Annotated in this window: 17 protein-coding genes; 16 read left to right on the top strand and 1 reads right to left on the bottom strand. The window is 42.6% G+C overall.

Annotated elements, in window-relative coordinates; genetic code table 11:
• Positions 1-54: 54 nt before the first annotated feature.
• From sps_RS09085 to sps_RS09040, 10 genes are all read left to right on the top strand, one after another.
• Positions 55-2,490: a DNA polymerase II gene (locus sps_RS09085; protein WP_077752239.1), complete on the top strand. Its 2,436-nt coding sequence runs from the start codon at positions 55-57 to the stop codon at positions 2,488-2,490.
• Positions 2,491-2,719: 229 nt separating this feature from the next.
• On the top strand, positions 2,720-3,919 hold the full coding sequence (locus sps_RS09080; protein ID WP_077755618.1) for a porin: 1,200 nt from the start codon (positions 2,720-2,722) through the stop codon (positions 3,917-3,919).
• 628 nt (positions 3,920-4,547) lie between these two features.
• Positions 4,548-7,259 (top strand): TonB-dependent receptor plug domain-containing protein, encoded by a 2,712-nt coding sequence (locus sps_RS09075; RefSeq protein ID WP_077752238.1) that lies wholly within the window; start codon positions 4,548-4,550, stop codon positions 7,257-7,259.
• A gap of 92 nt (positions 7,260-7,351) precedes the next feature.
• Entirely contained in the window at positions 7,352-9,193 is a 1,842-nt protein-coding gene (locus tag sps_RS09070; RefSeq protein ID WP_077752237.1) for a putative 2OG-Fe(II) oxygenase, read from the top strand.
• A gap of 605 nt (positions 9,194-9,798) precedes the next feature.
• Positions 9,799-10,581 (top strand): DUF3450 domain-containing protein, encoded by a 783-nt coding sequence (locus sps_RS09065; protein WP_077752236.1) that lies wholly within the window; start codon positions 9,799-9,801, stop codon positions 10,579-10,581.
• Positions 10,581-11,936: a MotA/TolQ/ExbB proton channel family protein gene (locus sps_RS09060; RefSeq protein WP_077752235.1), complete on the top strand. Its 1,356-nt coding sequence runs from the start codon at positions 10,581-10,583 to the stop codon at positions 11,934-11,936. The genes sps_RS09065 and sps_RS09060 overlap by 1 nt, the downstream gene beginning before the upstream one ends.
• Positions 11,936-12,460, top strand: a complete 525-nt coding sequence (locus sps_RS09055; protein ID WP_077752234.1) for a MotA/TolQ/ExbB proton channel family protein — start codon at positions 11,936-11,938, stop codon at positions 12,458-12,460. The genes sps_RS09060 and sps_RS09055 overlap by 1 nt, the downstream gene beginning before the upstream one ends.
• 13 nt (positions 12,461-12,473) lie before the next feature.
• The gene (locus sps_RS09050; RefSeq protein WP_077752233.1) at positions 12,474-12,878 is read left to right on the top strand and encodes an ExbD/TolR family protein; all 405 of its coding nucleotides are present in this window, start codon (positions 12,474-12,476) and stop codon (positions 12,876-12,878) included.
• 1 nt (position 12,879) lies between these two features.
• The gene (locus sps_RS09045) at positions 12,880-13,500 is read left to right on the top strand and encodes an energy transducer TonB (protein WP_077752232.1); all 621 of its coding nucleotides are present in this window, start codon (positions 12,880-12,882) and stop codon (positions 13,498-13,500) included.
• Between the two features lie 2 nt (positions 13,501-13,502).
• Entirely contained in the window at positions 13,503-14,762 is a 1,260-nt protein-coding gene (locus sps_RS09040; RefSeq protein WP_077752231.1) for a tetratricopeptide repeat protein, read from the top strand.
• A gap of 47 nt (positions 14,763-14,809) precedes the next feature.
• Here the strand turns inward: sps_RS09040 and sps_RS09035 are convergent, their stop codons facing one another.
• A complete protein-coding gene (locus tag sps_RS09035) occupies positions 14,810-15,319 on the bottom strand; it encodes a diguanylate cyclase domain-containing protein (protein WP_077752230.1) in 510 nt (169 codons plus the stop codon).
• Positions 15,320-15,453: 134 nt separating this feature from the next.
• Here sps_RS09035 and sps_RS09030 point away from each other — a divergent pair, with 134 nt between their 5' ends.
• From sps_RS09030 to sps_RS09005, 6 genes are all read left to right on the top strand, one after another.
• Entirely contained in the window at positions 15,454-17,301 is a 1,848-nt protein-coding gene (locus sps_RS09030) for a DUF885 domain-containing protein (protein WP_077752229.1), read from the top strand.
• Between the two features lie 160 nt (positions 17,302-17,461).
• Complete coding sequence (locus sps_RS09025) at positions 17,462-17,740, top strand: peptidylprolyl isomerase (protein ID WP_077752228.1); 279 nt, start codon at positions 17,462-17,464, stop codon at positions 17,738-17,740.
• Positions 17,741-17,760: 20 nt separating this feature from the next.
• On the top strand, positions 17,761-18,297 hold the full coding sequence (locus sps_RS09020; protein ID WP_077752227.1) for a GNAT family N-acetyltransferase: 537 nt from the start codon (positions 17,761-17,763) through the stop codon (positions 18,295-18,297).
• 63 nt (positions 18,298-18,360) lie between these two features.
• The gene (locus sps_RS09015; protein ID WP_077752226.1) at positions 18,361-18,594 is read left to right on the top strand and encodes an RNA-binding S4 domain-containing protein; all 234 of its coding nucleotides are present in this window, start codon (positions 18,361-18,363) and stop codon (positions 18,592-18,594) included.
• Between the two features lie 34 nt (positions 18,595-18,628).
• Positions 18,629-19,015, top strand: a complete 387-nt coding sequence (locus sps_RS09010; protein WP_077752225.1) for a ribonuclease E inhibitor RraB — start codon at positions 18,629-18,631, stop codon at positions 19,013-19,015.
• Between the two features lie 221 nt (positions 19,016-19,236).
• Positions 19,237-21,207: an NERD domain-containing protein kinase family protein gene (locus tag sps_RS09005; RefSeq protein WP_077755617.1), complete on the top strand. Its 1,971-nt coding sequence runs from the start codon at positions 19,237-19,239 to the stop codon at positions 21,205-21,207.
• Positions 21,208-21,261: the final 54 nt, after the last annotated feature.

The raw sequence follows: 21,261 nt of genomic DNA, 5'->3' as shown, positions 1-21,261 counted from the left end.
TTGAGCTAAATGTGATCCCATTTTCATCGAGTCCCTGTTTTGGATAGACAAATTATGCCAGTAAAGCCCTCATCAGAGTTGAGCGGAACCTCATCGGTTAAGGGGCGGATACTTTCTCGCCATACGGTGCAGCATTCAGGCATGGTTTGGTTGCATTATTATATTAAAACTTCCGATGGCCCCATATTAGTTAGAGTTCCTCAAGCTGAATATGTGTGTTTTTGTGCAACTAAAGATCTGCTACGACTACAAGCATTACCGGAATTAGCAAAAGTAAGACAAGTGGAGCTGTCACTGACAAATTTCAATGGTGATCCTGTTACGGCTATTTATACGAGCTCATCACAGGTATTTAGGCATGTGATCAGAGGTGCGGTCGATCTCGCCATTCCTCTGTTTGAAACCGATGTTCGGCCCGAACATAGATACTTGATAGAAAGGTACATAGCGCTCGATGTAGAGTTTATTGGTCAATTAGAACCTCAAACACAGGGCGAATTGGCCAGATTTACTGCCACTCGGGCCAGAAAAAGCGCTGTCGATATCCAGCTGAAAGCCATCTCCCTAGATTTTGAATGCAGTATGTCGGGCGAGCTCTACTCGGTCGGACTCTACGGCAAGGCGATGGATGTCGAGTATAAAAAAGTGATTATGGTGGGCTCACCTAAGCAGATCAGTAGTGATGAGTCGACCATAGCCGATGACCAGACTGATTATATTCAATGGGTAGCAGATGAGAGAGGGCTCATTCTTAGGTTAATCGATTGGTTTGACGAATATGATCCCGATATCATCATAGGCTGGGCGGTGGTAACGTTCGATCTGGCCCTGATCTATAGACGAGCAAAGTTACTTGGGATCGAGTTGACATTGGGCAGGGGCGGGACGGTTCTGAGCTGGAAGGTTCCAGATAAATATCGTCCTGAGACTCTCTCTTTGCCAGGGCGGGTCGTGTTAGACGGAATAGATTGGCTAAAGGCGGCATTTTATCGATTCGATAGTTTCTCACTGGAGTCTGTTTCGCGTGCCTTGCTCGAGGAGGGGAAGGCCTTGCCCAGTGGTGAGAAAGGTGTTCAGAATAGAGGTGAGGAGATCACTGAACTCTTTCATCACGATAAAGCTGCGCTCGCCCACTATAATTTAACTGACAGCCGTTTGGTGTGGGATGTTTTCAAAAAAACTCAATTGTTTGAATTTGCCTTAGAACGTTCAAGGCTGACCGGGTTAGAACTTGGTAGAGTCGGTGCATCAGTCGCCGCATTCAATAACTTATACTTGCCTCATCTGCATAGAGCTGGCTTCGTCGCACCCGCTATGGCAATGAGTCAAGGACTAGAAAGTCCGGGCGGATATGTGATGAATTCTATCCCCGGCCTTTATAAACATATCTTAGTGCTCGACTTTAAGAGCCTTTATCCTTCTATCATCAGAACCTTTCTCATTGACCCTAAAGGTCTTATTAAGGGACTCAGTGAACCTGAAGCCGATAATGTTGATGGTTTCTTGGGGGCGAAATTTAGCCGAGACTCGCCCATATTACCCGAATTGATTAAAACACTCTCGGAGCATAGGGAAGAAGCGAAGGCGGAGAAGAATGCGCCGCTGTCACAGGCCATTAAGATAATCATGAATTCTCTCTATGGCGTATTAGGCTCCCGTGGCTGTGTATTCCATGATGCTAGGCTTGCCAGTTCTATCACCCTTAGGGGTCATCAGATAATGAAACAGACAAGAGCCTGGATTGAGGAGCTAGGTTACCAAGTCATCTATGGCGATACCGATTCGACCTTCGTTTGGCTGGGACAAGACCCTGAGGATATCGATGTCGATAAAATAGGGCAGGGATTAGTTAAAACGATTAACTCCCAGTGGAAACATAAGCTAGATAAAGAGATGAAGTTAGCGTGTCATCTAGAGTTAGAATTTGAATGTCATTATGAGCAGTTCTTCATGCCGACCCTCAGAGGTTCAACTGAAGGTTCTAAGAAACGTTATGTAGGTGCGCTTACTAATAATGAAGGAGAACTGCAGCTCGTCTTTAAGGGAATGGAGCAAGTACGCAGTGACTGGAGTCCGTTGGCCAGGCGCATACAAGAATCACTTTATTACCGCCTATTTTCTAAACAAGATGTGATGGCCTTCTTACAAGAGGTGGTCAATGACCTGATGCAAGGCAAGCTAGATGAAGAACTCGTCTTTAGTAAACGCCTGCGTAGAGATATAGCCGATTATACCGCTAAGTCATCTCCACACGTTAAGGCGGCCAAAATGATGTGCGATTTTTCAGGCTCTGAGCGTTTCTCAAAGAGGGGGACTAAGGTTGAGTACCTTATGACGCTTAATGGTGCAGAACCTATTCAATATCGGCAGTCTACTATTGATTATCATTACTATCTAACTAGACAGCTTGCCCCCATCGCCGAACCTGTTTTAGGTCTGCTCGATAAACGCTTCTCGGACATCGCATCTAAGCAGATGTCGTTAATTTAGTGAGTGCTATCTTAAGATTGTTCTGTTTTTATGTTAACAAATGGTTTATCGTCTGCTGCAAAATGGTTTCCTTGGTTAAATTGATGAAAAAACAGGTGGTTTTTGTGACTTTCGTCTTTGAGCGATAACTAATCTTTTGCTAACCTCAGCTGCAACTAGGAAGACATAGAACAATGGAATGATAAAAAATAGAACCAAGCAGACTGAAAACATAAAGGTTAGACATCACATGAAAAGAACTTTAGTAGCATCGGCATTGGCAGCCGTCATATTTGTACCGTCAGTATCGGCAATTGAAATCTATAAAGATGACAAAAACTCAGTAGAGATCGGCGGTTGGATGGATGCCCGCATCATCAACACTCAAGGTGCTACAGAGGTGGTAAACGGTTCATCACGTATCAACTTTGGTTTTACCCGTGACATGGATAATGACTGGAAAACATTTGTAAAACTTGAATGGGGTGTAAACCCATTTGGGACAAGTGACATTGTTTACAGTAGCGAAAGTAACTTCGAATCTCAAAGCGGTGACTTTCTTACCAACCGTCTTGGTTATGCAGGTCTTGCACACGATAAGTATGGTTCACTCTCTATCGGTAAGCAGTGGGGCGTATGGTACGACGTAGTCTATAATACTAACCTGGTAAACACTTGGGATGGTAATGCCTCGGGCACTTACACTTACAACAAGGCCGATGGTGCGGTAAACGGTACTGGTCGTGGTGATAACACAGTTCAATACCGTAATTCATTCGGTGATGTCAGCTTCGGTCTGCAGGTGCAGCTAAAGCAAGATAGCTTTGATCTGATTGAAGATGACTCTGCATTGCTCTCAACCACTGATAATAGCTTCATGATCGGTAGCCCAGTGGCTATTACTGGTGAATCTTTAGGTACAATTGAATACAACAATACTGTTGGTGGTTCTATCACTTATGCTGCTACAGATATGTTAACGCTTACTGCTGGTTTTAACTTAGGTGAATTTGACGGTACGTTGGAGTCTGGTGAAGGTATCTCTGAAACAGATTACATCTATGGTGCTGGTTTGACTTGGGGCGGGTTTGAACAACCTGGATTCTATGCGGCGATTAACATCAACAAGAACGAATACCATGATACTGATAACATTGGTCGTTTAATGCCAGATGCCGTAGGTCTTGAGTCACTGTTCAGCTATAAGTTTGATAATGGCCTTAAGCCTATCTTTGCTTATAACTACCTAAAGGCTGGTGATGCCTATGAAGCACTTTACAATGACGGCGAATTTAAGCGTCAGTTCATCGTAGCGGGCCTTCACTATGTTTGGGATGAGCAGACAATGCTTTACATCGAAGCTCGTAAAGACATGAGTGACTTCAACGTTGCAAACCAGACTCCTGATGAGAGTGATGGCGTAGCAATCGGTATCAGATACTACATGTAATATTGCTAGCTACTTAGCTTGCTTGAAACGCCCTATATGGGCGTTTTTTTATGTGCAAAGACAATATACATGGAAAATTCAACGTGTAAATTTAACAATAGTTTAACTGGCGAGAATGGCCGGCTAACTAGTTCCTAGACTCTTTTCTCTAGATTGAGAAACAAAAAATGGACAAACTGTACATTAAAGTTTACGTAAACGAGATATCTGGTAAAGAGGCTGAGTCAATTTATACAAGTTTAAGAGTGTGAAACGAGTATGAACTTATGCTTACCTTTGAGGCAATGAGAAAGAATAGAGCGATAAATATACTCTTGAATTGTTCTAATATGCTGTTTTTACATCGATAATTACTGTACTCGAAAACTAAACCCATTTTCTATCCCATTCCTTTCTCATCGCTGGTCAATTAATTTCAACTATTGACAGCATCCAAATCAGATTTCAACTATTAAGTGTATACAAAATAATCGGCTGGAGATGACAGTTGTAAAAACTGGCAGCGTATTGTTGATTAAATGTTTCAGGTGTGGTCTTATTTGTTTGCGAATGTATTTCAATGTAACGCTTTGTGTTTGTTTTGATACATTTAAAAAATATAAAAAATAAGAGTCCAGGGAGAAACAACATGTACAAGAATAGCTTGTTAGCTAATTCAGTGCGCTTCGCACTAATTAGTGGTGCAGCTGCAGCTGCATTTACAGCACCAACAGTAATGGCTGCTGAAGAAGAGACAGTTGAACGTATCGAGGTTACTGGTTCACGCATTAAAAGAACTGATCTTGAGACTGCTAGCCCAATTACAGTATTCTCTGCTGCTGATATCGCCGCTACAGGTGTATCAACAATGGAAGACTTCATTCAAACGATTCCAGCGATCAATGGTGGTGCAGAAGGTTCTTCAGTGAACAACGGTAGCCGTGGTTTTGCTACTGCGTCACTTCGTGGTCTAGGTTCAGGTCGTACACTTGTACTGATTAACGGTCGTCGTTTTGCTTCCGGTGATTTGAACTCAATCCCCACAGCATATGTTGAGCGTGTAGAAGTTCTTCGTGACGGTGCATCTACTATCTACGGTTCAGATGCTATTGCCGGCGTAATTAACTTTATTACCAAGAAAAACTTCGAAGGTGTTGAGTTTCAAGCTCAGTACGATCAAGCAAGTGAAGGCGATGGGGAAAAGACTCTTCTCTCACTAACTACAGGTGCTTCTAGCGACCGTGGTAATGTTGTATTATCTCTACAATACACTGAACGTAAGAAGATTCTTCAAGGTGATCGTGGATTCTCTGAGTGTCCTATTTTCGAGCGTGATGGCGAGAAAGTATGCGGTGGTTCAGGTACAATTCCTTATGGTCAGTTCTTCAATGATAATTACAGTGGTCATGTAAAAGATCCTGAAACTGGTGAAGTACGTCCATTTGATCAAGCTATTGATGGCTTTAACTATGCGACTACAAGTTACATGGTAACGCCTCAGGAAGTATTCAGCATCAATGGTGCAGGTCGTTTCGATATTACCGATACGCTAAGTACTTTTATTGAAGGTGGATTCACAAACCGTAAATCAGATCAGCTAATGGCGCCAGAAGGTACTTTCTGGGGACCGACGATGCCAGCATCGAACCCGTATAACCCAGTGGGCGAAGATATTTTCGTGGTTCGTCGTTTACGTGAAACTGCGGGTCGTGCATTTACTCAGGATTTTTCTGATTACAGAATGGTTGCCGGTCTAGAAGGTGTGGTTTTTGAGGATTACGATTGGGACGTTTCGTATAACTTCGCACGTTTTGTTGATGCTCGTCTTGATGAAGGTCGTGTAAACCCAGATCGTATCGATACTCTTCTTGACCCTGCTTTATGTGATGCAGATGCTGAATGTCCAGAGGTTTGGAATATCACTGAAGCTGGTACGCTTTCTCAAGATATGATCGATTATGCATTTGTTCCAAACTCTCCTATTGTTCGCGGTGAGACTCGCCAATTACAAGCTAACATATCTGGTGGACTATTTGGCTTAGAGCTCCAGGGCGGCGAAGTAATGTTTGGTGCCGGTTATGAGAAACGTTGGGAAGAGTATTCAAGTACTCCTGATGGCGCGGCTTCAATTGGTCAAATTTATGGTGTTGCTGGTGAAGCGACTGAAGGTGCCTATTCTGTAGATGAACTCTATGCTGAAATGGATTTTCCAATACTTTCTGGCGTAGCTTTTGCTGAGTCGTTACGTTTCACTGCTGCAATTCGTTATTCTGACTTTGACTTCTTAGATGACAGCTCTACAAATACAAAGTTTGGTTTAGAATGGGCTCCTATCGAAGGTCTATTGCTTCGTTCTACCGTTGCTACAGGATTCCGTGCTCCGAGCGTATCAGAGCTTTACTCTCCGCAGTCAGAAACAAACCTTGCTTATAATGACCCATGTGAAGGTTATGGTACTGGTAGCCAAAGTGCGACCGTAAAGGCTAACTGTGCTGCCGAGGGGCTTCCAGGAGATTTCGAACTTTCATCAAACCAATCTAGTACTATCACAGGTGGTAGCCCAGATCTTAAACCTGAAGAGTCCGATAGCTTAACTGTAGGTGTGGTATACAGTCATGACAGTGGCTTTAGTATAGGTATAGATTATTTTGACATTGAGATAACTAACGGTATCGGTACTGCTGGTACAGATAACGTAGTATCTGGTTGTTGGGAAAGTGCTAACTTCTCAAGTCCATTATGTGACTTCGTTGAAGGTCCTGGGCGTACAGGTGATGCACCTCATTCTACATCGCCTTACCGTACTGCTTTAGGTCCTGTTGCTGGTGTCGTATTGACTAACGCTAACTTATCAACTTTCCAAACAAGCGGTGTTGATTTCGATATCTCTTATAAGACATCTATAGGATCTGGTGATTTTGGAGCAGTACTGAATGGTACTTATCTAGATAAATATAACTATGTACCGTTTGATGGTGCTGAGAAAGTTGAAACTGCTGGTAAAGTAGCTGCAGATCAGTGGGAAACTACGCTTGCAGTATTTTCTCAATGGCGCACAAACTTGACCTTAAACTACGTTATGGATGATTGGAGTGTTACTTGGCAGACTCGTTATCAGTCAGAAGGTGAAGATTACTTCGCAAGCGAAGATAACCTAGATAATATTGCTGATGCCGTTTTCTATCATGATATTCAAGGTACTTACTTTGTTCTTGAGAATACTTCGTTAACTATGGGTATAAAGAACTTGTTTGACCAAGATGCTCCATATATTACTAACAATCAGGATATGAACACGATTCCTGCATCTTACGATACTGCTGGTCAGTACTGGTATGCGCGAGTTAATGTAAGTTTCTAAGCTGTTATTAAAAGTGTAAATTAAAAAGGTCAGCTTATTGCTGACCTTTTTTATGCTAATTTGAATATTTAAAGTTGTAGTCGAGTAAATGTATGGATCGGAGAAGAGCTAATCAAGACCTACAATTAAGTGTAAACTTGTTTAAAAAAGGTGATTATGAACAATCTCTTTCTTTGTTGCTGCCCCTTTTTAGTATTGCGCCTAGAGAGCCAAATATTCTACTTTACATTGCTTCGTGTTATCGGCAACTCAAAGAGTTTGAAAAAAGTGTCGAGTTTTTTGAAAAGCTGACTTTGCTACATAAACATCCCGGTTATTTTTGTTCCTATGCAAATATGCTTGCTGAGATAAAGCTATCTGTGAAGTCGAAAAAACTTCTCATTGAAGCGATTAAGATAGATTCTAATTATTTTGATTCTCACTATAACCTGGCTCGGTTGGAGCAGAGTCTAGCCTCATATGAACGTGCTGCAAGTTCATACCTAAAGGCCCATAGATTAAATTCTTCCCATGTTGATGCATGCATCGGTTACGGGCAATGTCTGATAAAGCTAGATAAAGCTAGTGAAGCGATTGTTCATTACAAAGCATTTTTAAATCGTTATCCTAACTCAAGTAATGTTCTTTACTCGTTAGCTTGTATATATGAGAGTACTAATGATGAAGAAAATTATAAAGTAATCCTCTTAAAGTGCATTAAACTGTCACCTTCAAATCGACTATTTTTGCTAAAATATGCGTCATTACTAGTGAGTCTCAAACAAGTTGATAAAGCGACTAATGTCCTGACCCATCTATTACAAGATAATCCATTCGATCATCGAATACATGACGAATTATTCAAACTGCTTTGGTCAAATGGAGAGCCGGAGCCGTTTCAATTTTATCATAGCGCTTGTGACATCGCCCCTGTAAATTCATTAGTACTAGAGTTGGTAAAAAAGCTGGTTAAAAATAATGAACTGGTGTTGGCGTTAGGAAAAATAGAGCCTTTTCTCAGTGTCAATGTTTATCATACTGAAGCATTACTTATTAAGGGGCATATCGAGAGAGAATTAGGAGGCTTTTCCAACTCATTGGAAACTTTAAAAAGTATAAGGCAACAAGATCTGTCTTTAGCGTCAGTGCTCAATGAGAGATGTATCACCCATTTGTGTCTTAATCAATTTGCCATCGCTACAAAATTAGCGGAAGAGCTGACCCTATTATATCCAAATAATCAGGGTGGGAGAGCGCTACTTGCAACATGTCTGAAACTCAATGGAGAAGCTGACAGATACAATCAACTTTATGATTATCAGCATTTGGTAAAGGTCATTTCAATCCCGTCTTTAATTCAATCAAAATTCAATGAAAATTTAAAAGTTGAACTTGAGAAATTACATTTATCAAGAAGGCATCCTTTAGACCAATCATTGAGAATGGGGACTCAAACAGAAGGGCAGTTATTTAATACTGACCTAGCATTGGTTCTACAGCTCAAAGAGCAGATTGATACTGAAATAAAAGTATTTTTACATGAGCTGTCTTTATCTGAAAAGCAGTTTATGGATAGGAAGCTTACTGAAAACTTTAGTTATTCAGGATCTTGGTCTGTAATTTTGAAGCAGGGAGGTCATCATAAAAATCACTTTCACAGTGAAGGAACATTTAGCGCTAGCTACTACGTTACAGTGCCAGACGCAGTTCATTGTGGTGGTCAAGGTTGGTTAAAATTAGGTCAGCCAGAATTGAGCCGATGGATACATTTAGAACCAGATTATTGTATTAAGCCCGAAGCTGGATGTCTGGTTATCTTCCCTTCTTATATGTGGCATGGCACTAATCCGTTATTAGAGAAAAGTGAAAGAGTGACCGTTGCTTTAGATGTGAAAGTGTCAGAGGTGAAAAAAAGTCGAATAGATTTAAAGGCTAAGAGCCTTTGCTGTTATTAAAAATTCATTATGAGATGTCATCTTTGTTACATGTGTTCAAAGTAATTAGTAGAATGCTCAATGTGACTTAGGTCTCTTATTCGGCTTTAAGTGTGACTTGGGGAGGGGGTGTTTTTTTTTCGTGTAATTGGTTAGGTCAATTCAGCTAAAAAATCATTAGTTTCGTGAATTTCGAATAAAAATAGTGAGATTGTTTATTGGTTTAACTAGTTTAGGTTAACAGTATGTTAAATTTAAACGGTGATTTTTTTTATGGTTAAACTTCAATTAATCAGGTGGTTATGTCTTTATTTGCTCTCTATGGTGCACAGAGTTGTTAATATGTTTTTTATGTATTTGTTCAAAAATCTGCCTTTTGCCGCTTTTTCCCCCTCTAGTGCCTTTTTCCACTAGTTTTAGACCGTTTCAATTGTTGACACAGGTCAACATTTTGTGAAATGATGCCAGCGGTGCTACACCTTTGCGGTGTAGAAAAATAAGATAATAATTAACAATCACAAGAGAAAGACATACTTATAAGCAGGAAATTATCGCAAACATAAGCGGAATTCCATGTTGTTAATAAGTTAAACCTTTTTAATTTTACTTCAAATTGGTTGGGAACTATGTCCAAGGTAAGCAATAAAACAAAAATCGCTACAGCGCTCGTAGGCGCATTAGCCTTAGCAGGCTCAAACTTAGTGATTGCAGATCCTCTTTCTGACGTTCAGAAGGCTGACAGCAAAATTCACACTGAAGCTGCAACATCTCAAAAGAAAGTAGATAAGTACTTTGACCAAGCTCAGGACATGGTGTTCGAGTATGGTTCAGTTGCAGATGAGCGAGAATCACTGAAATCTTATAACGATTACGTTGCAGGTCTGGTCGCAGATCAAGAAGCAACTATGAAATTAATTCAAAGTGACATCAATGGCGTAGATACTCTTCGTCAAGGTGTTGTACCTCTTATGTTTAAGATGGTTGATGCACTAGAGCAGTTCGTGGCTCTGGATCTTCCTTTCAACACAGAGACTCGTGTTGAGCGTGTAAACAATCTCAAGACTCTTCTTAATAGTGCAGAAGTGACTTTGGCTGAGAAATATCGTCTCATCCTTGATGCATATAGCATTGAGCGTGAATATGGTGGCTTCATTGCCGTTAAGACTGGTCAGTTGAAGATTGATGGTAAAGAAATACTCGTCGACTTCTTCAATTTAGGCCGTGTTGCTCTATATGCACTGAGTCTAGATGGAAAGACTGGTTGGGTATATAACGAAGACACTAAAGGTTGGGATACGCTAGCTGATAGCTATCTACGTGATATCACTAAAGGTATCCGTATAGCACGTAAACAAGCTGCACCGGATCTATTCTCGTTACCAATTCCTGCTGCGGAGGCTGCACAATAATGAAGAAGTTAATTACTACAGCTATCGTTGCTGCAACCCTGGCTCTATCTTCAGGTATTGCAAGTGCAGCAGATGCGCCTAAGACAATCGATCAGCTGCTTAAGCAGGTTCAGACAGATCGTGCTAATGCGTCTAAGACAAACAAGAAGCGTGAGCAAGAGTTTAGAAATGAGCGTGGCGATAAAGCGGCTCTACTTAAACGTGAAAAAAATGCTTTAGCTGCCGAAAGACAGCGTGGCAAAGACCTTAACCAAGCTTTCCTCGATAACGAGCGCAAGATTGGCGAGTTAGAAGAGAATTTGAAGACGGCTCAAGGTGACTTGGGTGAGATGTTCGGTGTTGTTAAAGGTGATGCTGGTGATTTCGCTGGTAAGCTAGCTGGTTCTAACATCACTGCTCAGTATCCAGGCCGTGAAGCATTCATCGCTGATCTTGGTGCTCGTAAGCAGCTTCCGAAAATTGATGAGCTAGAGCGTTTCTGGGAAGAGCAGCTATTTGAGATGGCTGAATCTGGAAAGGTTGTAAAGTTTGAAGGTGCTGTAACTGCGATTGATGGCAGTGTTCGTAACACGACAATTACTCGTGTTGGTACATTCAACCTTCTAGCTGATGGTGAGTATGTTGTTTATAACGCTGACCTTGGCCTTATTCAGGAGCTTTCTCAGCAACCTGATGGTTATCAAGTTAAGACTGTTGGCTCATTTGAAGATACAACTTCTGGCGTCGCTAAACTCTACATTGACCCAGTTAAAGGTGTGTTACTGAACATCTTTACTCAGAAGGCGACAATCGAAGAGCGTATCGAAGCGGGTGGAACCATTGGTTACATCATTATCGCCCTGCTTATTCTTGGTGCTCTAATCTCTATTGAGCGTTTGGTTACCCTTGGTGTTGTTGGCGCTAAAGTTAAGGCTCAGCGTAAGAACTTAGATAATCCAGGTAACAACGCATTAGGTCGTGTACTTAAAGCATACCAAGACAACAAAGATGTCGATGTTGAAACTCTTGAGTTGAAACTTGATGAAGCAATTCTGAAAGAAACTCCGGCACTTGAGACTCGTATCTCTATCATCAAGGTATTAGCGGCTATCGCGCCTATGATGGGTCTACTTGGTACCGTAACCGGTATGATCGCGACCTTCCAGAGCATTCAGTTGTTCGGTACGGGTGATCCTAAGCTGATGGCTGGTGGTATCTCTATGGCGCTTATGACTACAGTTCAGGGTCTAGTTGCTGCACTACCGCTAATGCTAATGCATGCCGTTGTTATTGCACGTAGTAAGTCAATCGTACAGGTTCTAGAAGAGCAGAGTGCGGGAATCGTTGCATCACACGCTGAGAAGAGGAAAGCCTAATGTTATTCCTGATGGATATCTGGGATTCCGTCAGGGGCTTCATGGCTGCCGGAGGCGACATCCTCTGGCTAGTTGCTGGTGTATTGTTTGTCATGTGGGTATTGATGCTTGAACGTTACTGGTATCTAAATTGGATATCACCAAAGGAACATAAAGCAATCATTACGGCATGGGAAGCACGGGAGGATTCGACCTCTTGGTATGCACACCGCATCCGTGAAGCTTGGTTATCCCAAGCGAAGCAAGATTTAACGGCACGTATGCTGCTTATCAAAACGCTAGTTGCAATCTGTCCTATGATAGGTCTTCTAGGAACCGTAACCGGTATGATATCAGTGTTTGATGTGATGGCAGTTCATGGCACGAGTAATGCTCGTATGATGGCGGCTGGTATTTCAATGGCAACCATGCCGACAATGGCGGGAATGGTTGCAGCGTTATCAGGAGTATTCTTCAGTACTCGTCTTGACGCTAAAATGAAAATCAGTTTAGAAAAGCTAAAAGACAGCCTGCCGCACCACTAGAGAGAGATTGATTATGGCACGTAGAAAGCATTCAAGCGTAGACGAGGAAGCTGAGATTGATATGACACCGATGCTCGACATCGTGTTTATCATGCTTATTTTCTTCATTGTAACAACATCGTTTGTTAAGCCATCAGGCCTTGATTATAACAAGCCTGAGGCGTCGCAAGCGACGAAGAAGCCTTCAGCTAACATCTTTATTGGTGTGAGCAAGACTGGCGTCATTATGATGGAAAACCGTCAGGTTGATATCGAGCGTGTAACTGCAAACGTTGAACGTATGCTTGCAGAAGCACCCGAAGCTGCTGTACTTATTCAAGCTGATCAAGATGCCAAGCATGGCTTAGTGGTTAAAGTATTGGATAACGTGAAAGCGGCTGGTATCGATAAGATATCTGTATCGGCGGGGGCTGATTAATATGCTAAGAGGAATAGTATCACTGATAATTGGTGCTGCTGTGACTTTTGCTTTGTTTGTTTTCATGGCATTTTTGGTAGGTGGCGGTCCAACCCGCCACGATGCCTCGACAGAATCACCTGTCATTGAAATTACCATGAACAAAGATGATGCATCAGCACAGAAGAAACCAAGGGTAAAGCCGAAGCCGCCTACGCCGCCAGAGCAACCCCCTAAGCCGGATACGACTCCGCCTGATAGTTCATCTGATGTAGATATGAACATGTCATTTAACATGGGTGGTGTTGATGCTGGTGGTGCAAATACTGGCTTCAAACTAGGCAACATGATGACGCGAGATGGTGATGCTACACCTATCGTACGAATCGAGCCTCAGTATCCAATAGCTGCAGCACGTGATGGTAAAGAAGGTTGGGTACAACTTAGCTTTACGATTAACGAACTCGGCGGTGTTGAAGACGTTAAAATTATCAAGGCTGAACCTAAGCGCTTGTTCAACAAAGAAGCAAGGCGCGCACTTAAAAAGTGGAAGTACAAGCCAAAGATTGTTGACGGTAAGGCTCTTAAGCAGAAAGGTATGACAGTTCAGTTGGACTTCACCCTAGATAAAGGAGGTAGATAAGGATGCGAAAATTTAGTTTTAAATCAACTAGCATTGCAGCAGCTTTATTACTTTCTTTTGGTGGTAGTCTTGCACTAGTTCCGGCAGCATCTGCTGCCGAGAAATGTCCTATCGAGAAACGTAAGTCTAAAGCCGTTGGTCAAAGTGCAGCTAAAAAAGTGCAGAAATCTTTCAAAGCTTACACTGAAGGTGACCTCGACGGCGCTATCGCAATCTTGCTTGAAGCCAACCCTAAGAACGATTTCGATAAAGCGTATATAGCCCGTATGTTGGGTAATTTCTACGCCGAAAAAGCTCAGATGGGTACGGCAATCAAGTATCTTAAGACTGCTGTCGATGCGGATATCTTGGGTGGAACCGATCATGCTGCAACTCTGAGACTTTATGCTGATCTCTTGATTCAAGAGAAGAAGTTTAAAGAATCGATCACTTATTATTACAAATGGATGGAGTTTACCTGTAAAGAGGATGCTCAAGTCTATCGTCGTATAGGTATCGGTTACTCAGAACAGAAGAACTGGAACAAGGTTCTTGAGGTCGCTAACAAGGGACTAGGACTGTCAGATAAGCCTGATAAAGGTCTGTATCAGATGAAGCTGACGGCTTACTTCAACCAGAAGAAGTATCCAGAAGCGGTAAAAGTGCTAGAGACCATGGTGCCACTTTTCCAGGACGATAAACGTCTTTGGGTTCAGTTAGCTCAGTTTTATCTGATGACTGAAAAGTACACTAAGTCGTTAGCCACTTATGATCTTGCTTATAAGAATGGTTTTCTTGAGACTGCGGGTAACATTACTCGTTTAACTCAGCTATTGGCACAAAATGGTTCGCCATACCGTGCGGCCAAAATATATGAAAAGCACATGAAATCGGGCATGATCAAAGAGGAAGAGAAGACTCTTGGGATTTTGGCTGGTTTCTATCACAACGCGAAAGAGTTGAAAGAAGCTGCTTTATATTATGGCAAGGCTGCGGATGCGGGCAACAACGGTAAATACTACCTAAGACAGGGACGAATTCTCTCTCTCGACGGTAAGTCAAAATCTGCTGTTGCTGCGCTTAAGAAGTCACTCGATGCTGGAATTGATAATCCAGGTGAGGCTCAATTTGAGCTAGCACTTGCTTATCTAAACCTAAAGCAATATAAGTCTGCTTATTCGCGTGCTAAGTTAGCGGCGAAGGATAAGAAGACGGCTCGTTCAGCGAAAAGTTATATCTCTTACATCAAAGAGAAGGCACGTGTTCATAACGTAACGCTGTAACTTTTTCTTGATTACATGAGTTTTTAAAAGCCCCGCAAGGGGCTTTTTTATTGCATCTGTCTTAACTCAATATGTCTATGTTTTTCCAATTCTAATTCATGAGTTAAACTTTCTACATCTTTAAAAATCAACTCAATGCTTAGATTTCTAGCTGGTGTGCAGGTATAACCAGCGAGCTCATAATCGACGTGACTCGTGTGTTTTTTTGCATATTCTAAATTGAAAATTTCAATCTTCTCTTCAATTCTATGTAACACAATCTGAGTGCCTGCCTCATCAATGTTGAATAAGCCTAAAGCAAAGCTGTTATTGTTGAGCCTTGCGACCAAATCTGTTGTTCTTAAGATGGCTTCTTGTACCTGCTTCATAAAGAATTCGAGCAGATGAGGTTGCTTAACTGTTTCATGTATATGCGGGCACAGATACAATAGAGCCAGACTTTGCTGGTCTCTGATATGGCGATGCCATTCGCGGTTAAATACCTCCATAAAGTAGGTTTGATTATAGACGCCAGTTTCTGGATCTCTGAAACCTGAGTTGCGAAATGAATAGATCATTGACTGGCTCCTTTCGGTCCTATAAAGAAGAAGATTGAGATAGTTGTATAAATATAGCAGTACAAATAATGTTGAACGTTTGCAATAAGTATAGAAAATAACAAGCAATTGCACGAATATAGGGAAAGAAACACATGAGAAGAGCTTTTTTAGCAGTATCAATAGGGTTAGTACTGGGGATCACAGGCTGTTCAGACAATGATAATCCTGTGAGTAAGGATACAGGTTCAACAGCCATAAGCGCTTCTTCTGAAGTAACGCAAGCGAGCCAAAATAATCAGACTCCAGTAGAACAGGCTTATCTAGCATTGGTGGATGAATTCTTTAAAGACTACCTAAAACTTGAGCCCATTTATGCCACATTTGTTGGAGTTAATGATTATAACGATCAATTTGGCGGCGATTTGACAAATGAGTACTTAAAGGCGCGTCACGACTTAAACACTAGCTATCTTGCGAGAGTAGAGAAGATAGACAGAAGTGCCTTATCTGCCGAACTACAGTTAAGTTATGACATGTTTGCCTATGATAGAAATGTTGCTCTGGTAGATGAAACATTCCCATCTCGTTTTATGCCAATGAATCAGTTTTACAGCACAGTTATCAGTATGGTGCAGCTTGGCAGTGGCGAGAGCGCTCAACCATTTAATACCGTAGAAGATTACAATAACTGGGCATCTCGTTTATCGGGATTCATCACTTGGACTAAGCTTGCACAAGAGCGTATGGATGAGGGAGCAAGAAGCAAGGTCGTTTTACCTCGGGTATTAGTGGAACGTATCATTCCTCAACTTAAGGCTCAGCTTGTTGATGAGGCGAGTCAGAGTTTGTTTTACACGCCAATTAATAACTTGCCTTCGAGCTTCTCTGATTCGGATAAGGCCGAGCTTACTGCGAGTTATACTAAGCTTATTAATCAAGATTTAATCCCGGCATTAGCCTCCTTAACCGAGTATTTCGAGACTAAATACCTACCGGTTGCGCGAGCGAGCGACGGATGGTGGGGCTTACCTAACGGTAAAGTTTGGTATCAACATCTTGCAAATTCTCACACGACTACTCAGATGCCAGTGGATGAAATCCATCAGATTGGTCTGAGCGAAGTCGCCCGTATACTATCTGAGATGGACAAAGTTCGTGAGCAGGTAAAATTTGAGGGAGATTTGAAGGCTTTCTTCGCCTCTTTATCATCTGAGCCAGAATATTTCTTCTCCGATCGACAAGGTCTTATCGATGGCTATATGACCCTTAAAGATCAGATAAATGCCGAGCTACCTAAGTACTTTAATGTGATGCCAAAGGCCGATTACGTGGTCAAGCCTGTAGAAAGCTTCCGTGAACAGTCAGCAGCAGGTGCATCATATGAATCTCCTGCGGTGGATGGTTCTCGTCCTGGCGTATTTTATATCAATACCTATAACTTAAAAGCCCAACCTAAGTGGGGAATGACGACCCTGTCTTTGCATGAGGCCGCCCCTGGACATCATTTCCAGATCGCCATCAAGCAAGAGTTAACGGGTGTGCCTGAGTTCCAACGCTTTGGTAACTACACGGCGTTCGAAGAGGGTTGGGCTCTGTATGCCGAAAACTTAGGGATAGAGATGGGATTGTTTAAGGATCCCTATCAGTATTTTGGAAAGCTGTCTGATGAAATGCTTCGTGCTATGCGCCTTGTGGTCGATACCGGGCTTCACGCTAAAGGCTGGACCCGTGAACAAGCGATTCAATATATGAAAGACAACTCGCCTATGGCTGAGTCAGACATAGTCGCGGAAGTTGAGCGATATATGGCTATACCTGGACAGGCACTGTCCTACAAAGTTGGTCAACTTAAAATTCTTTCTCTTAGAGCTGAAGCTGAAGCTGCATTAGGCGATAAGTTCGACCTAAAAGCCTTCCATGATCAGATCTTAACCTCAGGCTCTCTGCCTATGGCTGTGATGGAGCTTAAGATCCATCATTGGGTAGAGACTCAAAAGTAATGAAATACGAGATAAGTTAAACATATTTTCATAAGTTAAAGTCTTTTTAAACTCAGCTTTTATCAATATACTAGCTGGGTTTATTTTTTTCTAAAATTTGTCATTGCTAAGGTATTTAGATACAGGCAGGCAAATTCACCACAACGTTAGGAGTTACACCATGGTACAAGCCACAGCAAGACATCTACTAGTTAGCAGCGAAGAGAAATGTGAAGCACTTAAGCAGGAAATCTTAGCAGGTGCAGATTTTGGTGATGTGGCAAAGGCTAACTCATCTTGCCCATCGAGCGCTCAAGGTGGTGACCTTGGTTCTTTCGGCCCAGGCATGATGGTTAAAGAGTTTGATGAAGTCGTGTTCAATGCGCCTCTAAATGAAGTTCAAGGCCCTGTTAAGACACAGTTTGGTTATCACCTGCTTGAAGTGACAAGCCGCGGATAATTAGCAAAAGGTCATACTCTATGCTCGAACTCTATACCGATAGGCTCAGGCTTCGCAGTCTCAGAGCCGATGATTGGGATAATTTCTTGATGCTTCATCAAGACCCAATTATCAATCAATTTGTTAGACGTCCCCTTGAGGAGTCTGTGATTTTTGCAAAGTTTGAGTATAGATTAGCACCCTGGCAATATGAATCCGGTGACTGGTTGACTCTGGTCATAGAGGAGATCGGAACCGATATGTTTATCGGCTATACCGGATTATATTGTGTTAATCACGATTGTGGCCACGCCGAAGTGGGCTATATGTTAGCCAATGAAGGTCAAGGTAAGGGTTATGCTACTGAGGGTCTGAAGGCGGTCATTGACTGGGCGTGCTTAAGCTTTCAGGTGCACAAGTTTATCGGCCTGTGCGCGAAAGACAATATCGCATCGGCAAAAGTGTTAGAAAAAAATGGCTTCCAGCTCGAAGGAGTGCTCAGGGACAACTATAAAATCGATGATACCTGGATTGATGATTGTACTTATGGCCTATTGAGCCATGAAAGAGGCGAATAGGTATTATCCTTGTCTAAGCTCGGTGCTATAATCTCATAAGAATTTTGATTAAAGGTAAAACGTGTGACAGCACAAATAGAAACCTTGGCCCTATTGCCAGGTGAAGGATACATAGAGTTATATAAAATTTTGAAAGTCCAGGCCATGATTGGCGGGGGCGGTGAAGCTAAGTTCGTTATTAGTGAAGGCAAGGTAACCGTTGACGGTGAAGTCGAGACCCGTAAACGTAAAAAAGTCCGGGCTGGTGAAGTGGTTTCTTTTAATGGCGAGTCCGTACAGATAGTCACTGCACCTTAATTGGTGATTGAATAACAATTAAGTGGAGTAAAAAATGCAATTCCCAGATGATGACAATGGCAAGATGCTCGCTGCGATGGCCGATGCAGGTATCGATCTGACCAAGCAACTCGATGTCGACTTTTTCCTTGTTTTTGATGACCAAAGAGATGCCGAATATGCCAGTGAAGAGCTGGCAAAGTCTGAGCTTGAAGGTGAATTTGAGCTTCATCTCAATGACGAGCTTGGCCAGTGGGAGCTGATTGTTTGCATTCCCATGGTTCCTGAGTATCAGGCCATAGTCGATCAAGAAATTAAGCTCAATACATTTGCTCAAGAGTTTGGTGGTGTCACCGATGGTTGGGGTGTAATGCAGCATCAAGAAGGCGATGATGAATTTGCCGATGATGAGCACGAATGTAGTGACGAGTGTAAGCACTAATCGCTCTGCTGCGCATCTCGATTGATGCTACTGCGTGGCGTTTTCATCCCTAAACCATGAGATGTGAGATATTTTGTATTAAGCCACCATTTGAGTGGCTTTTTTTATGCCTGTAATTCATGATAGTGGTAAGTTGTTTACATGACACCATCTTGATTAACATGGGCGATTCCCCATTAGATGAGCTGGATAGGTCAATTGCCACAGAAGGACCAAGTAAAATGGCAAAACAGATAAGTTTTGGAACTCCAGTCAATGATGCCGAACGGTGGGCTTTTTCCTTATTAGCCGATGAACTGCCTGATAATTACATACTACTCACTAATGTGGAGATCCCGACTAAATCAGGGCAAGCCATGGAAGTTGATGCTCTGGTTATCGGCGAGTGGGGCGTTTATGTCGTCGATGTTAAAGGCTATATAGGCCGTTTAGACGCGGGGCTTCATGCCTGGTCTTTAGATGGTAGGCAGGTAGATAACAGTTTGGCCAAGGCCAACTATGTTGCTCGCGTTCTGGCGGGTAACGTCAAGCATAAGATCCCTGTAGGAGTTTATGCGCCCTGGTGTCAGGGGATGGTGTTTGTTACCGGTCGCAAGGGGGAAGAGATTGAACTGGAGAAGCAGCAAGGATCTTTGAGTATCTATACGCCACAACAGATCGTTGCCGCTTTAACTAAGGAGTGGGGCTTAACTGCGCCTCGTAGTCATCAGGTGACCGATGAGCAGAAAGAGATGGTGCTTAAAACCATAGGTCAGGTAGCCCTTGTTGAGCAACGTAATAATAAGATCCAGGATTTCACTAAACTCAAATGTCTATTTATCCAGAGCGGTTTGGAGGTCTGGCAGGCTGAATATAACCCAGGGGGATGGACGGCTCCTTGGCTGCTTAAAATTCTTATACCAACTCAGTTTGCCGATAAAGATCAATCAGAGGAACATGAGAGTCGTTTACGATCTGAGTTTAAGCGTTTGCAAGCACTCAGTGGTTGTAGTGGCGTCCCCTATTGTGCACCGCTTATACAGGATGGTGAGCAGCTAGTACTCCCAATAAGGATGCCTAGAGGCTTACCGCTAAACATACTTGAAGCAGAATCATTAACGACTTATCAGCTACTTGAGATCTTAAGACGTTCGGTCTCTGGCCTACAGCAGATCCACCGCAGAGGATATACTGTTGGTGGCTGGACAGGGAACTGTGTGTTTGTATCTGATCTGGGGGATGTCGAGTTTATTGATATTAAAGACAGCCTTAATAGCAGTGAAGATATCCAAGCCTATGCAGAAGGGTTCCTTTCTCTAGCCGAGCACACTAAACAACCGCGTATATATCAATGGTATCGTTTGGCGTCTAAAGGCGGCACAGTCGATCTTGATGCCCTTAGGTGCGATCTGTCGGCTCTGATAGATAATGGCGTTTGCGATACTCTGCCGGAGCGTATAGAAGTCACTACTGGGGCGATTATCGATCACCACTATAGGCTGGAGCAATTTATCGCGGCGACGCCTAATAGCCAGTTCTGGCGTGCAACTCACATTCAGGGGCAATATCAGAGTGGTATCTCGATTTATACTAAGGTAGAGGCCAAATGGCCCACCTTGAGTAACTTATATCGGAGCCTGTCTAAATTACATCACCCCCATGTAGAAAAAGTGTTGGGTTTTGGCCAGTTACCCCAGAGTGACGAATTGTTTATCGCCCGGGCATGGGAGTATGGCGTATCTCTGGATGAGTTACCTGAAATTCAGCTGGGGCAACCTGTGATGTGGTTTACGCAGCTGCTTAGCGGATTGCAATATATGCATCAGATGGATATCTACCATGGTGCCATATGTCCTAAAAATATCATCTGTAACCAAGAGAAAGCTATCTTAGTCAACTTTGGCATAGGCTTAGATATAGCGACGAGTCACTATGCCAGTCGCTACGCCGACCCTAAACTCTGGGCTGCTGAAGGTGATGCCGAGAAAGACCTTTATGGTTTAGTTGCCAGCTTCATCTCCACATTGACTCCAGTATCATTACAGGGAGACGGTGGAAGGGAGGGGATTATTCAAGCACTTAATTCTTTCGATAAGGAGTGGTTTGGTGAGAATACCTTCGATACTTGTATGAAGGTATTAAATTTTGAGTTTGACGCTGCGCCGGGAATGAATTATCTGCAAGCCTTCGATGTGGTAGATAGTCTAGTTTAAAGGGCCTCAGCCCCCTCTAAAGTCGAAAAAAGAAGCGCTGTTTGAGCTTCTTTT

This window comes from Shewanella psychrophila, assembly GCF_002005305.1.
Classification (GTDB): Bacteria; Pseudomonadota; Gammaproteobacteria; order Enterobacterales; family Shewanellaceae; genus Shewanella; species Shewanella psychrophila.
The sequence above is the reverse complement of the archived record's forward strand: the minus strand, read 5'-3'. Positions and strand labels throughout refer to the sequence as shown.